Origin of the sequence: Tenacibaculum litopenaei (assembly GCF_964514025.1) — a bacterium.
Taxonomy (GTDB): Bacteria; Bacteroidota; Bacteroidia; order Flavobacteriales; family Flavobacteriaceae; genus Polaribacter; species Polaribacter litopenaei.
On the sequence record NZ_CAZEQT010000003.1, the window covers coordinates 420,407 to 434,674 of the forward strand.

A 14,268-nucleotide genomic window follows, 5' to 3' on the forward strand; every position below is an offset into this window, starting at 1 on the left:
AGGATTTAAAGAAACATTTAGAAAAAAATAAAAGAAAAAAAACAATTTTAATAAACTGCTTTTTTTCTTTTATCTGGTTGTTTTTTAATTAATTAGCATTTTGTTTGAATGCTGTATTAAATAAATGTTAACTATTCGTTAAAAGGAATATAAAAAATTAAAAGTCGGAATGTTGATAGGCACCCAAATCTATGGTCGGTGTTCTCGGTTTTTCCAAAATATCTGTAGTAACACTTGTGGGAATACCTTTGTTAATCGCAGCACTATTTTTACCAATAGTAAAGTCACTTTTTGACGGATCTTTAAATTGAGCGTCTTTATTGAGTACGATATTGCTGTAGTGAACCGTATTGTTGAAATTGAGTTCGTTGTTGTTTTTAAAGGTACCGTTGAGGTCGTTGAATTGGATGAGATTGCTGTTTATTTGGTAATTAAACTGCGTTCCAGCAAGACGATCCAAGATGAATTCAATATTGTTGTTCCCCGTCATAATACAATTGCTAAACGAAGCTTTTATCAAATCCCTAGTTTCAGTGATTTCTTTGCCGCTGTTGTCTTTATATGTGATGTGATTGTTTACAATTACAGCAGGGAGTTGTCGTAAGCTGTTGTTCCAAAAGTTGGCAAATGTGGCGTGGGTAAATTCGTAACGCCCACCAAAGGTACACGCTAATGAGGACTGCCCAGTATTTCCAATTACCAGGTTTTCCCCTTGGATACTGGTATGTCTACCCAGAATACCATAACTGGAGTTATTGTATATTTCTGCATTTTTGATTTGTAAAGATGTCTTCGTAGCATCTAAACCATCGACTAAAAGGCCTACAATACCATTCTTGATTACGATATGCTCAAATTCGTTGGCTGTACTTCCTTCACGTAACCAAATAGTTCCCCATTGTCCAGGTACGCGATCGAATCGATGTTCCAACCGATCGCCTACAAATTGAATTTTTTTGTCTTTAGTTCCCTTGGCCACTATGCTCCCTTGCTTGTCGGCAATGAGTCCTGAGTTTCTGTGGAAATGTAGAGTCGCGCCTGGAGCAATGTTTAATGTCTTATTGGCTGGCACAGCAGCATATCCGTAGATGACATAGGGCTTGTCTGCGGTAAAATTAAGTTCACTATCTTTTAAAAAGCGTCCTTGAATGGCTGTTTTTTTTCCGTCAATAGTAAGTGTTTCAATACCGGCAGCGGTTTTTGATGGGAAAATAAAATGGGCATCCTTTACCAAGGTGACGAGGTCTACATCTTGCTGGTTGTTACCGTTGTCAAAGAGTAATTTATCGGTGTATAGGGGATCGGTAACACTGCTAAAATCGATGGTGGTTTCAATGAAAACATATATGCTATCATTAGGTAAAATAACAACGTTTTTAAATTCTTTATCTGGAACTCCGTCTACATTGAGTCGGTAGTTAGAACTGTTACCGTTTTGAAGTTTGATTTCTGGGATGGTAATGGCCGATTTCCCCCGATTATAGACTTTTAAATTGTAAGTCGCCGAACCGATATTACTAAAAATGGTATCCAAAAATACAGTGTCTTTAGAGAACTCTAAAGAACCGTAACTAGGAATGGTATCGAAGTCTTTTCGACAGGCACTGTTGATAAAAACGCTTATCAGAAGTAAAAGGACTAAAACATATCGCATAGAAGGGTGCTGGTATTAGTTGAACTATATGTATAATATAACCTGACTAGGGTCGGATTATTGTTCGTTAATTTTAATTTCGAACAATTTCCCCCAGTGTTTTCCAGTCACGTACAGATGATTGTTTTCAGGGTTGTAGGCAATTCCGTTAAGTACTTCATCTTCATCTACGAGACGTTGCTCTGCCTGTACCAGTTTGCTCAATTCACTGAGATCTAGTATTCCTTCAACAATTCCAGTAGCAGGATCGATAATCACTATAGAATTCTGTTTCCATTTATTGGCGAATAATTTACCGTTGATGAGCTCCAATTCGTTGAGTTCATTAACAGGTGATTTGTGTGTATACGCCTGGATGCTCTTTTTTTCTTTTAAGTTGTTGGGATCTAAAAACCATATTTTGTTAGATCCATCAGATTTGAGAATTTCATTATTATTATGAGTAAGTCCCCAACCTTCATTACTCTTGTCGTAATCGAATTTTCCGAGCTTCTCAAAGCTTTCTAGATCGTAAATAAATCCTTTTCTCGCTTGCCAAGTCAACCAATAGATTTTATTATTGTGGATGGTTAACCCCTCTCCGAAGTAACGCTTATCAAGGTCAAGTTTTTGTAACACTTTTCCGGTGGGAATCTCAACTTTGCGCAAGGTCGATTTTCCTCGTTTCCCCGTAGTTTCATAAAGAAAACCATTGTGGTATTCTAAGCCTTGAGTATAGGCCTTTTTATCGTGCGGGTAGGTGTTAACTAAAGTGTAGGTATAGATTTTCGGTGCTTTAGGAGCCGTAATCTCAACTGTGCGGTATAATTTCTTACTTTTGTTTGGGTAAAAGGCAATAGCTGTGACCACGTGTTTTCCTACACCGTATTCGTCTGTGTTAAATTCCATACTAGTCTCTGACGTATTGATACGTTTACCATCGACGTACAAGAGCACCGAATCAATTGCTTCTCCTTTGAGTTGTTCAAATTTAACTGCGGCTTTTTTACCTAAGGTAGTTTTTGCTGTGGCTTGAAGCTTAAATTTGTAGTTGCTTTCACTACAGGAAGTTAAGATTAAAAAAGTTAAAGCCCCTAGAGATAGTATATTTTTTAAGCGCATGATGTTTAGTTTGAATTCAATTTTAATTTGTGTACTACAAATTAAAGCAATTTATTTATTGGAATTTAAAAAAAAGGGTTAAATTTGCACCCTCAAATAGCCATTGCAGGTTTTTGATTTTTACTGAAGGCGTTTAAAACTTTACCAATTTTAAATAAATTCAACTAAAATATAAAGTTATTACAAGATGAAAAAAGGTATACACCCAGAAAATTATAGAATGGTTGCATTTAAAGATATGTCTAACGGAGATGTATTTTTAACTCGTTCAACTGCAAATACTAAAGAAACTTTAGAAGTGGAAGGAGTAGAGTATCCATTAGTGAAGTTGGAAATTTCTAGAACTTCTCACCCTTTCTATACAGGTAAGTCTAAGTTAGTAGATACTGCTGGACGTATTGACAAGTTCAAAAACAAATACGCTAAATTCAAAAAGTAATTTAGTTAGTACAGTATATACGAAAGCTCTGATTTTAATCAGAGCTTTTTTTATGCCGTAAATCTTGTATTTTAGCTAGGCGTAAAAAAAATAACAATGAGAGATACTATTTTATTTGTGGTCACTGCAGTGACTGTTCTTTGTGGTGTATTGGTATATTTTATTCCTGATACCGGTACCTATTTAATGTTGTGTTTGGCATCCCTGACTACGCTGCTTGCTTATTACGATGCATTTTTTCAAAAGAAACATTCGTTGATGCGTGCCTTTCCTGTGGTTGCAAGGCTTCGTTGGGTGTTTGAGGAGGAGCGAGAGAAAATTCAACAGTATTTTATAGAAGACGACTTAAATGGTACTCCCATTAACCGCGAAAAACGCAGTATTGTTTATCAGCGATCAAAAAGAGAATTAGAAACGATTCCTTTTGGAACGCAGCACAATGTATACAGTAAAGGATATGAGTTTTTAAAGCATTCATTGTTTCCTACGGATCATCATGATATTCAGGGAGAACGCGTTTTAATTGGTTCCGATAAATGTAAACAACCGTATTCGGCATCACTTATCAATATTTCAGCAATGTCTTTTGGCTCCCTGAGTAAGAATGCCATAAAGGCATTAAATCAAGGTGCTAAAATGGCAAATTTCGCACACAATACTGGAGAGGGAGGTATTTCACCTTATCATCTCCAAGGAGGAGATTTGATATTCCAAATAGGAACGGGTTATTTTGGTGCAGGAAAAACGGTAGAAGGAAAACGTGTATTTGATAGAGAAATTTTTCAGGAGAATGCGCTACGCCCTGAAGTAAAAATGATAGAAATTAAATTTTCGCAAGGGGCAAAGCCAGGACATGGAGGTATTTTACCTGCTAAGAAAAACACAGAAGAGATTGCGGCAATTCGTTCGGTAGCACCCTTTACACGCGTAGATTCTCCTCCAAAGCACGCTGCTTTTAGTAATTTCAAAGAAATGCTGGGGTTTATCCAACAAGTTCGAGAATTGTCAGGAGGGAAACCTGTGGGAATAAAATTCTGCGTAGGAGATCAGCAAGAACTTGAAGAGATGATACAATATTTTGCTTCAGAGAACAATTATCCTGATTTCATTGCCGTCGATGGAGGTGAAGGAGGTACTGGTTCAGCACCTTTAGAATTTACCAATTACATAGGGAGTCCTTTAATTGAAGGATTGATTTTTACAGATAAAACACTAAAAAAATACGGTATTCGATCTCAAGTAAGAATTATTGCCAGTGGTAAAGCTGTGGATGCCTTTGATGTTGTTAAATATTTAGCGCTAGGGGCCGACGCTATCGGTATGGCTAGAAGTTTTATGCTGAGCTTGGGATGCATTCAGGCTAGGGAATGTAATTTGGATTCTTGTCCTGTTGGAGTTGCTACTCAAAATGAAGACTTGGTGGCGGCTTTAGTCGTTGAAGACAAGAATGTCCGTGTTAGAAACTACCATCAAAAAACGATTGCTGCGGTAAAGGAAGTGGTGGCAGCAATGGGGAAAAATAATGTCGGTGAGCTCTCAGCAAATCACGTGTATCGTCGTATGGAAGACAATACTATCAAGAGTTTGCAAGAGTACTATAATTTGTAATGCCATCAACTATGCAAACTGCAACCACAAAACTTACTGCTTTTTTTCAAAAGAGAGCTAATTGGAATTTTTTATTGCTCGCTCTAGTGGTAGGAGGACTCCCATTTGTTTTAAGACTTCACATCGAGAAAAGACCGCCTGAATCTTGGGAATTTAAAGCCTTTCCGTATCCAAAAGGTAACTTTGATATATTTCATTATTACAAAGGAATTGTCCTAATAATTTTAAGTTTTTTTATGGTTGTTTTGTTACCTAAAAAGAAACTTCGTTTAGTATTGAAGTACCGGGTATTGTTAGTTGCTTTTGCCTTTTTAATACTAATTTCTTCGATTTTTTCACCTTTTAGAGGGTATAGTCTTCTCGGTGGGGCGGAATCATATCAAGGAATGTTAGTGTGGTTAAGCTATGTTATACTTGTTACTAGTGCTGCAATGTTGTATTCGGTAAAAGCAATGATCCGGTTATTCTATGTAGTTTTTATGGCCGCAATAATTATGAGTGTTATCGGAGTACTTCAGTATTTTGATTTGGATATACGACCTTACTTTGAAAAAGTGATTTTTCATTCAGGTTTGAAAATGATCATTGAGAAACTTGAAACCGGAACTGTATATGCATTGGCATACAATACAAATTATTACGGTGTTTTTATGTTGTGTAATAGTCTTGTGGCGTATTTTTTGTTTTTACTTAATTCAAAAAAGCAATTAGGCTATCTGTTGTTTCTAGGATATTCATTGGTGTATTTCAATCTAGTGGCTTCTGGTTCGAGAGCAGCAAATGTGACCTATTGTATGATTTTGTTAATTGTGATTAGCATATTAGGAATCAGAAATAGAGAGTTAGTAAAAAAGAGTCTAAGAATTCTAGTAGTTTCAATTTTTTTATACTTTTTTTTAGGAAGTATGAATTCGGAAGATAATAGTCTGAATAATATGGCTATAAAATCAATTGCTGTTTCAAATTTAAAGAAGTTAGAAGTTGAATATAATGTACTTAAAGTAGTGTCGTATGATAGACCTGAATTACATATAAAGATAAATGATTCAAATAAATTAAGCTTTTTAAATAAATTTGGGGAATCTCAAAAAGTTCATAAAATAGGAAATGATACTCTTGGTTTTACTAATAAAGAGTTTTCCTTTTTGAAATTTTCTTTTTTTCAAAAGGAAAAGAAGAAAATTTTAAACTTGATTTATGACAATTGGGCAAACTTACCATTAGTAATTGATAAACAAGGAATTTATATATATGATAAAGGAAGATTGTTACCGATTAAAAATGCACCTAAGATAGACTATTTGAATAGAAGAAATTCGTTGATTTCAGGAAGGGGGATGTTGTGGGGACAGAGCTTACCCCTATTCAAGGATGTGCTTACGTTTGGGTATGGAGCCGATTGTTTTCCATTGGCCTATCCTAATGATGATTATGTTAGTAGAATTAAGACTTTTGGAATGATTAGTAACTCTTTTTGTACTAGCGCACACTCTTTGTATATCCAAATTGGAGTTGAGTTTGGAGTGTTGGCCCTGGTCTTGTTTATCCTACTATTGTCATGGTATTTATTTGATAGTTTAAAGTTGCTTTTTAAGTTGTCATTGATGCGACCGGTGGAGTTGATTTGCCTTTGCTGTTTCGTCGTTGTGCTCGGTTATGCTGTAACGGGAATAACGAATGCTGCGATGCTTTCTTCAATCATTAATTTTTGGGTATTTTTGGGGATTGGAATTGGTGTGAATGCAAAGATCAAACACCAGAGCATTAATCAGAAAACGAATTAGACCCATTGAATATTCAACCTATAGAACAAGTTCAGTTAGAACGCTACCCGAAAACTAACGATAGATCCTTACAGGCGTGGAGTAACGCAGAACTATTGGCATTGTCGTATATAGAAAATCGCGAAGCGAATCACATTCACCTTTTTAATGACCGTTTTGGAGTATGGAATTGTTGCATACGCAACAGTGAGCTAACAACCATTTGGACCTATGCCAGTCAGCAAAGAGCTATCCGCGAGAATTTGAAGAACAATGGAATCAGTCCGGATATCGTATTAAAAACCCCATTGGACATGCTTGAAAATGTTGATTTGGCTTTGATAAAAGTACCAAAATCATTAGAGTTGTTCGAATTTTTTTTAGCACAAATTCACCGAGGTTCAACAGCGAATACGGAAGCAGTTTGCTGTTTTATGACAAAGTATTTTTCAAAGTCGATGCTCCGCATAGCTGAGAAGTACTTTAGCGATGTGAGCCAATCGAAAGCTTGGAAAAAAGCGCGTTTGTTAGTCTTAAAATCTCCTAAAGTAGCCAGCGATAAACAAATTACAGCGTTCGTGAAACCTGTAAGTGATATATTGGGAGGTTTACAGCAGTATTACGGGGTATTTTCGTCAGGAGGTGTTGATATAGGTACTCAATTTTTAATGGATGAATTTTCGTTAAATACTTCTGAAATAGACCAACCGTTGAGAGCGCTAGATTTAGCCTGTGGTAATGGAATTTTAGGGAAATTTTTACGAGAGAAATCTGATAGTATCGCTGTTACCTATGTCGATGACTTCAACTTGGCAACTGCTTCAGCGGCACTTAATGATAGCGGAGAATCATCCGAATTTATCTGCGCAAATACCCTAGAAGAGCTTCCGGATAATCAATTCGATTTGGTGATTTCAAATCCTCCTTTTCACTTTGAACACGAAAATAATATAGAAGTGAGCATTTCCTTATTTAGGGGAGTTGAACGCTGCCTGAAACCGACAGGAAGATTCGTTTTAGTGGCAAATAAACACCTGAATTATCAAACGCATTTGACCACAATATTTAGTAAGGTCCGAAATATAGCTCAGAATCACAAGTTTGAAATTTACGAGTGTTCGTAGATAGCGGTAATAAAATCCACTTAACATTCAGGATGCTAAATGGATTTTATGCCTACCAGTAATAGGTGATTCCCCAGTAGAAATTTGACATATTGAGGTTAAAAACAAAATTGTCACGAGACCCTTTTGCATTGGATGCTGTGTAGGTATTACTTGTATGGCTATATGCAATAGATCCAAATTCGGCTTGTAAAGCTAAGTTATCATTGATAAAGTAGTTGATACCGGGGGTAATGCGAAGCTGAATTGTATGTGCTTTAATGTTGGTGTTGGACGGAGTTATTCGTTCATCTCCATAGCTGTAGACAAAGCTACCTTGTGCACTGAATGCAAATTTGGGTAAAATAAATAAGTATTTTTTTAGGTAGGTATTGATCGTATATGACGATTTTTTTCTTCCTTGTGCATTGAGCCCTGTGTATTCAGAATTTTGATAATTATAGCCAACTCCCAATCCGACCTCTGTGTTTTTTGAAACAAAATATCCTGTACTGAGTTGAGCACCATAATGATTGTTTTTTGAGGTCAGTGCTGGTTGTTTGTCAGTGTCCGAAAAGATATTGATAGCTAATGAGGTATTCCAGACCCCAGCATTAATGAACTTTCCACTTTGATCAGATTGTTGGGTGAATGCCTGTAATGTTAAAAGGAACAGGACGATGCTTGTAAATTTTTTCATAGTTTAAAGTATTAGAATGAACTTAAAACTACAATTTGTAGAAGTAACTGTTCTCGAAACTTTCCCAAACGACCATTTTAGTTGCTTAATCCATGTTTTAAGTATGAGTGTCGGATGAGCTGTGTTCGTCCCATAAAAAATCCCTGCGCTCATACGAGGCAGGGAATGATGTTGTTTCACGGAGCATGCTACCAATAATAAGCGATGCCTAAAGTGATGTTTGACATGTTTAGATTGACACCGAAATCATCTCTTTTTACAGGTTCTGGAATGTTTTGAAATTCTGTCTTGGTATGTCTGTAAGAGATGTTACCAATTTGCGCAGTAATGGCTAAATGTTCAGTAGCGAAATAGCTAAGCCCAGGTACCAATTGAATGGCATAGGTAGTTAGGTCGTCTTGGGTCGTGTCGTTGTTGTACTCCATAACACCACCGCCGTAACTGATCGTTCCTTGTGCTGTTAATGCGAGATTGGGAATGATGAAAACATACTTCTTGATATAGGCGTTAATTGTAAAGTCTCGACGTGTGATTTCATTGGTATTGGTAAGGAGTTTGTTTTCTGTGGTGTTGGTATTGTAACCTGCTCCTAATCCAATTTCAAGGTTTTTGGAAACTGCGTATCCAAACGTGGCGTTTAAACCAAAATTACTGTTGCTTACTTCTGCTTGATTATTTTCTTGATTGGAAGAAAAGAAGTTCAGGTTAGCTTGTGTGTTCCAAGTACCCGATTGGATAGCGGTTGTAGTGGATGATTTTTCTTGAGCTTTTGCACCAATGGCAAAAATAGTCATGGCTATGATAGCTAATTTTTTCATAACAAGATGTTTAACAATTTTTGACTAATTTACGGGTAAAAGCTAAGATAAACCGGTAAAATTTTGTTAAAATTCGACCGGTTTATGAATAGAAGGGCACATCTAATCATTTATTGTTGTGGGGTTTAAACTCCGAGAGTTCCAAGCTTCTGACCTGTATACTTCCGCTAGTTTACCGCCATCTATATGATTCCATCCAGGAGGTTGGATGAGGTAGTTAATTTTATCCTTAAACGTGGGAGCATTTTTGACATCCGTCCAAAGTTCTTTCCAAAGTAAAAATTGAACGTCCCAAATACTCGTGCTATCTAATTGATCATGCATAATTCCGTAATCGATTTTTACATCGGGCAATTGGGTCTGAAAGGTTTTAAAAATTCGGTCCCAAATGCTAAAGGTTTCACCGTAGTTTCTATCGAGGTAAATAGGATTTTTGGCATGATGTACTCTGTGCACCGAAGGAGTGATGAATAGCTTTTCTAGCCATTTATGTTTACCTACAAAACGTTCACTTAAGTGCGAATAGGTGGCGTATAAACGGGCTACGGGTTCAATACAGAATATCATTAGAGGGTGAAAGCCTAATATGGGGAGCCAGGTAAAGTTATGAGGAGTGAAAAAGAAATCGAATATTGAGCCTCTTGCGACTACGGTCAGGTTCATTTCTTCAGCGGTGTGATGTACACCGTGAATGCACCATAAGAAGCGAACGCGGTGTCCCATATAGTGAATAAAAAAGACCATAAAATCATACACCAGATAGGCGATAATCCAAATATACCAGGCAAAACTGAGATCGAAGATACGGTGACTGTAAAGCCAATACATGGTGCCTACGATCATGAGCTTTGAAAGTAAAAAATACGGAATACTCTGTATGAGATAAGATGCAATACTGACCATACCTTCTTTTTTCTCTTCTACTACATTGATGGCAATAAGTACTATCCATTCCACGATCATAAGTACCAATACCAGTACGCTAGTGTGTTGAGCACTTTCAGCAAAGAACTCTACGGAAGTTAAATTCATGATTAGTTTAAATTAAGGGTTTATTGATTGTTTGATGTTTTTAATTTTTCGAGAGCTTCAGCTCTGAATTCCTCCGCGAATTTACCGCCATCTACATGGTTCCATCCGGGAGGTTTGATAAGGTAATTGAGTTTGTCTTTGAAGCTAGGAGCGGTTTTTACATCATGCCATAGCTCTTTCCACAATATGGTTTGTACCTGCCATAGATTTGTACCGTCAATTTTGTCGTCCATCATACCATAGGTTGGGGTTTCTTGTTCCAGCTCTTTTTGGAAAGTACCAAACAAATGATCCCAAAAGGAAAAGGTTTCTCCGTAATTGCGGTCCAGATACACGTGGTTTTTAGAATGGTGCACACGATGCGCTGAGGGAGTGATAAATAATTTTTCAATCCATCCACCTTTGGCACTGATAAAATGTTCGTTAACGTGCTCAAACAGTCCGTATATTTTCGCAATGCCGTCTACAATTAATACCATAAAAGGATCAAAGCCAAGTAGGGGCAGCCATAAGGTGTTGTGGGGAGTTAATAAAAATCCAAAGAAAGAGCCTCGTACAGCAACGGTTAATTTCATTTCTTCTGCGGTGTGATGCACCCCGTGAATACACCAAAAAAAGCGAACGCGATGTCCTAAGTAATGTATGATGTAGAACAACAAGTCGTATAAGAGGTAACAAAGTATCCAGATGTACCAAGCATTGCCTAAATCAAACAGGCGGTAATGGTAAAACCAGACCATCAGACCAAAAAAGAAAACATCCAATACAAAGTACGGAAGTAATTCAACAAAATAGGAGAGGAGGTTAACGAGGCCTCCTTTATTGCTGTTTATTTTGTGATTTATGACAAGGACTAGCCACTCGATGACGACAGAAAAAAGGAAGATGAATGCAAATTTTCCTTGCATTTCTTCAAATAGTAGGGTTAAGTTCATTTTTATTCAGTCTAAATAAATACAAATATAGATTTATTTGATTACCGAGCTGCGAAATTGTAAGGGATAAACTGTTAAAATTTCTCTGATTATACTAAAGAATTGAAAACGAGAAGCATAAAAAAGCCCCGTTACTAACGGGGCTTCATTGTATTAGTGTTCAACTGTAAACCTTAGGCTTCAGCTTCGATATAATCTTCAATAGGATTACATGAACAAACGAGGTTTCGATCACCAAAGGCATCGTCTACACGGCGCACAGATGGCCAAAACTTGTTGTCAGCAATGTAGTCAAGAGGGAAAGCAGCTTCTTTTCTTGAATACGGTAAATCCCATTCATCTGCAGTTAGCATTTCCTGCGTATGAGGAGCATTTTTCAACATATTGTTAGCGTCGTCTTTGCTTGCGTTATCAATTTCTTTACGAATAGAAATTAAGGCATCACAAAAACGATCAAGCTCGGCTAAGTTTTCACTTTCCGTTGGTTCTATCATAATAGTTCCTGCTACTGGGAAGGAAACTGTAGGAGCGTGGAATCCGTAATCCATGAGTCGCTTAGCGATATCAACTACCTCAATTCCGTTTTGTTTAAAGGCTCTACAATCTACGATCATTTCGTGGGCAGCACGTCCCATTTCTCCGGTATATAGGGTGTCGAAATGTCCTTGTAAACGCTCTTTCATATAATTGGCGTTCAAAATGGCATTTTTGGTAGCATTGGTAAGTCCGTCTGCTCCTAACATAGTAATATATCCATACGAAATTAAGCAGGCTAAGGCAGATCCCCAAGGGGCCGCACTAATAGCTGTGATAGCTTGCTCTCCACCGGTAGTAATTACAGGATTCGTAGGTAAATAAGGTACGAGTTGAGGAGCTACACAGATAGGTCCAACACCAGGTCCACCACCTCCGTGAGGAATCGCAAAAGTTTTGTGTAAGTTCAAGTGACAAACATCTGCTCCAATGGTTGCTGGATTCGTTAGGCCAACCTGAGCATTCATATTGGCACCGTCCATATATACTTGTCCTCCGTTGTCGTGAATAATTTGAGTAATTTCTCTAATCGCCTTTTCGTAAACACCGTGAGTTGATGGGTAGGTTACCATTAAGGCAGCGAGGTTGTCTTTGTGTTGTTCAGCTTTCTGACGAAGATCGGCAACATCGATGTTTCCTTTGTCATCTGTTTTGGTTACAACCACTTTCATTCCGGCCATAACAGCAGAGGCAGGGTTGGTTCCGTGAGCAGATGCAGGGATGATACAGATGTTTCTGTGGTGATCGCCATTAGCTTGATGATAAGCTCTGATAACCATCAATCCAGCAAACTCTCCTTGAGCTCCCGAGTTGGGTTGTAGTGAAGTACCGGCAAAACCAGTAACCACGTTCAGTTGCTCTTCTAAATTTTTGAGCATTTCTTGATATCCTGCCGCTTGATCAATTGGAGCAAACGGATGGATATTTCCCCATTGTGGGTTGCTCAATGGCAACATCTCTGATGCAGCATTTAATTTCATAGTACATGATCCTAACGAGATCATTGAATGATTTAATGCGAGATCTTTGCGCTCTAATTTTTTAATATAACGCATCATTTCTGTTTCAGAATGATACGTGTTGAAAACCTCGTGGTTTAAGAAATCAGTGGTTCTAGCCAATTGACTATCTATTGCGGTAGTGGCCACTAATTCTGTGATTTCGATATCTTGAACGTTAAATGCTTGTTCAAAACAATCTACGATAGCATTTAATTCTTTGAGGCTTACCGTTTCGTTTAATGAAATTGAAACGTGGTTCGCATCGATATAGTTAAAGTTGATGTGCTTACTTTCTGCAACCGTGCGCAATTGCTGTGCTTCTACTTCGATAAGTAAGGTGTCGAAGTAATTTGAGTTTAGCTGTTTAAATCCTAATTTATTTAATGCAGCAGCTAGGGTTACAGCGTGTTGGTGAACGCGGTTAGCGATATAGGTTAATCCGTCTTTACCGTGGTACACGGCATACATTCCTGCCATTACAGCTAATAATACCTGAGCTGTACAGATATTAGAGGTTGCACGTTCTCTTTTAATGTGCTGCTCACGAGTTTGCAAAGCCATTCTAAGAGCTCTTCCACCATCTCTGTCTTTAGTAACCCCGATAATACGACCTGGAATGCTTCGTTTATATGCCTCTTTGGTAGCAAAGTACCCTGCGTGAGGACCTCCGTATCCTAATGGAATACCAAAACGTTGGGTAGTACCTACAACCACATCAACACCGAATTCTCCTGGTGCTTGAAGTGCTACTAACGATAAAATATCCGCGGCAACAGCCACTTTTATTTGCTGTTCGTTTGCTTTACTTACAAAGTCAGCGTAGTCGTGTACTTCTCCGTGCTTTCCTGGGTATTGTAAAATTGCTCCGTAAAAGTCTTCGGCAAAGTCAAAATCCTTGTGGTTTCCAATAACGAGTTCAACGCCAATTGGAATAGCTCGTGTTTTAAGTACCGAAAGGGTTTGTGGTAAAATCTCTTCCGAAACAAAAAACTTATTGGCTTTTGCCTTTTTCTTAGCACGTTCTCTTACATCTAAAAGCAATGCCATTGCCTCTGCAGCAGCAGTCCCTTCATCGAGTAAAGAAGCATTAGCCAATTCCATTCCAGTAAGATCGCAAACCATAGTTTGGTAGTTGAGTAAGGCCTCGAGTCTACCTTGAGCGATTTCTGCCTGGTAAGGTGTGTAAGCAGTATACCATCCTGGGTTTTCCAAGATGTTGCGTTGAATTACACTAGGAAGTATCGCTTCGTGATAACCAAGTCCAATGTAACTTTTAAAAACTTTGTTCTTCGCAGCTAACTCGTTGATATGATTGAGGTATTCGTACTCACTCATGGCTGGAGCTAAATCGAGCTCTTGGTTCAATCGAATATCGTCTGGAATTGTTTCGTAAATTAATTGGTCTAATGTTGTTACCCCCACAGTTTTCAACATCGTTTCGCGGTCTTTTTGATTAGGACCTATATGTCTTAATTGAAATGAATTTGTGTTCATTTGTGCTGTTTGTTTTAAGTGGCTCAAAAATAATCAAAATTGCTGATTTTAAACCTATCTTTTTTACCGTAAATTGTTAATTTATT

Annotated in this window: 11 protein-coding genes; 4 read left to right on the forward strand and 7 right to left on the reverse strand. The window is 37.7% G+C overall.

What is annotated here, in order from left to right:
- Positions 1-157 precede the first annotated feature (157 nt).
- Together ACKTS5_RS06365 and ACKTS5_RS06370 are read right to left on the reverse strand one after the other, a co-directional pair.
- Positions 158-1,654, reverse strand: a complete 1,497-nt coding sequence (locus tag ACKTS5_RS06365) for a hypothetical protein (protein ID WP_408043014.1) — start codon at positions 1,652-1,654, stop codon at positions 158-160.
- Between the two features lie 57 nt (positions 1,655-1,711).
- The gene (locus ACKTS5_RS06370; RefSeq protein ID WP_408043015.1) at positions 1,712-2,755 is read right to left on the reverse strand and encodes a glutaminyl-peptide cyclotransferase; all 1,044 of its coding nucleotides are present in this window, start codon (positions 2,753-2,755) and stop codon (positions 1,712-1,714) included.
- A 187-nt stretch (positions 2,756-2,942) separates the two neighbouring features.
- On the opposite strand from ACKTS5_RS06370, the gene ACKTS5_RS06375 reads away from it, so the two are divergent.
- The 4 genes from ACKTS5_RS06375 (at position 2,943) to ACKTS5_RS06390 (ending at position 7,689) form a co-directional block, all read left to right on the forward strand.
- The gene (locus tag ACKTS5_RS06375; protein ID WP_100925256.1) at positions 2,943-3,194 is read left to right on the forward strand and encodes a type B 50S ribosomal protein L31; all 252 of its coding nucleotides are present in this window, start codon (positions 2,943-2,945) and stop codon (positions 3,192-3,194) included.
- A gap of 96 nt (positions 3,195-3,290) precedes the next feature.
- Positions 3,291-4,802 carry an FMN-binding glutamate synthase family protein gene (locus ACKTS5_RS06380; RefSeq protein ID WP_408043016.1) on the forward strand — a complete coding sequence of 504 codons (1,512 nt, stop codon included), beginning with the start codon at positions 3,291-3,293 and terminating at the stop codon, positions 4,800-4,802.
- 11 nt (positions 4,803-4,813) lie between these two features.
- On the forward strand, positions 4,814-6,586 hold the full coding sequence (locus ACKTS5_RS06385; RefSeq protein ID WP_408043017.1) for an O-antigen ligase family protein: 1,773 nt from the start codon (positions 4,814-4,816) through the stop codon (positions 6,584-6,586).
- Positions 6,587-6,591: 5 nt separating this feature from the next.
- A complete protein-coding gene (locus ACKTS5_RS06390) occupies positions 6,592-7,689 on the forward strand; it encodes a methyltransferase (RefSeq protein WP_408043018.1) in 1,098 nt (365 codons plus the stop codon).
- A 52-nt stretch (positions 7,690-7,741) separates the two neighbouring features.
- On the opposite strand, the gene ACKTS5_RS06395 is transcribed toward ACKTS5_RS06390, so the two are convergent.
- From ACKTS5_RS06395 to gcvP, 5 genes are all read right to left on the reverse strand, one after another.
- Positions 7,742-8,368 (reverse strand): outer membrane beta-barrel protein, encoded by a 627-nt coding sequence (locus ACKTS5_RS06395; RefSeq protein WP_408043019.1) that lies wholly within the window; start codon positions 8,366-8,368, stop codon positions 7,742-7,744.
- 188 nt (positions 8,369-8,556) lie between these two features.
- On the reverse strand, positions 8,557-9,186 hold the full coding sequence (locus tag ACKTS5_RS06400; protein WP_408043020.1) for an outer membrane beta-barrel protein: 630 nt from the start codon (positions 9,184-9,186) through the stop codon (positions 8,557-8,559).
- Positions 9,187-9,288: 102 nt separating this feature from the next.
- The gene (locus ACKTS5_RS06405; protein WP_408043021.1) at positions 9,289-10,218 is read right to left on the reverse strand and encodes a sterol desaturase family protein; all 930 of its coding nucleotides are present in this window, start codon (positions 10,216-10,218) and stop codon (positions 9,289-9,291) included.
- Between the two features lie 20 nt (positions 10,219-10,238).
- Positions 10,239-11,153, reverse strand: coding sequence for a sterol desaturase family protein (locus tag ACKTS5_RS06410; protein WP_408043022.1), 915 nt, complete (start codon positions 11,151-11,153; stop codon positions 10,239-10,241).
- A gap of 173 nt (positions 11,154-11,326) precedes the next feature.
- Complete coding sequence (gene gcvP / locus ACKTS5_RS06415) at positions 11,327-14,182, reverse strand: aminomethyl-transferring glycine dehydrogenase (protein WP_408043023.1); 2,856 nt, start codon at positions 14,180-14,182, stop codon at positions 11,327-11,329.
- Positions 14,183-14,268 lie beyond the last annotated feature (86 nt).

Coding starts and splice junctions, on each gene's coding strand:
- ACKTS5_RS06400 (WP_408043020.1), bottom strand. CDS start 9,186: ATGAAAAAATTAGCTATCATAGCCATGACTATTTTTGCCATTGGTGCA.
- ACKTS5_RS06375 (WP_100925256.1), top strand. CDS start 2,943: ATGAAAAAAGGTATACACCCAGAAAATTATAGAATGGTTGCATTTAAA.
- ACKTS5_RS06405 (WP_408043021.1), bottom strand. CDS start 10,218: ATGAATTTAACTTCCGTAGAGTTCTTTGCTGAAAGTGCTCAACACACT.
- ACKTS5_RS06410 (WP_408043022.1), bottom strand. CDS start 11,153: ATGAACTTAACCCTACTATTTGAAGAAATGCAAGGAAAATTTGCATTC.
- ACKTS5_RS06380 (WP_408043016.1), top strand. CDS start 3,291: ATGAGAGATACTATTTTATTTGTGGTCACTGCAGTGACTGTTCTTTGT.
- gcvP (WP_408043023.1), bottom strand. CDS start 14,182: ATGAACACAAATTCATTTCAATTAAGACATATAGGTCCTAATCAAAAA.
- ACKTS5_RS06365 (WP_408043014.1), bottom strand. CDS start 1,654: ATGCGATATGTTTTAGTCCTTTTACTTCTGATAAGCGTTTTTATCAAC.
- ACKTS5_RS06385 (WP_408043017.1), top strand. CDS start 4,814: ATGCAAACTGCAACCACAAAACTTACTGCTTTTTTTCAAAAGAGAGCT.
- ACKTS5_RS06395 (WP_408043019.1), bottom strand. CDS start 8,368: ATGAAAAAATTTACAAGCATCGTCCTGTTCCTTTTAACATTACAGGCA.
- ACKTS5_RS06370 (WP_408043015.1), bottom strand. CDS start 2,755: ATGCGCTTAAAAAATATACTATCTCTAGGGGCTTTAACTTTTTTAATC.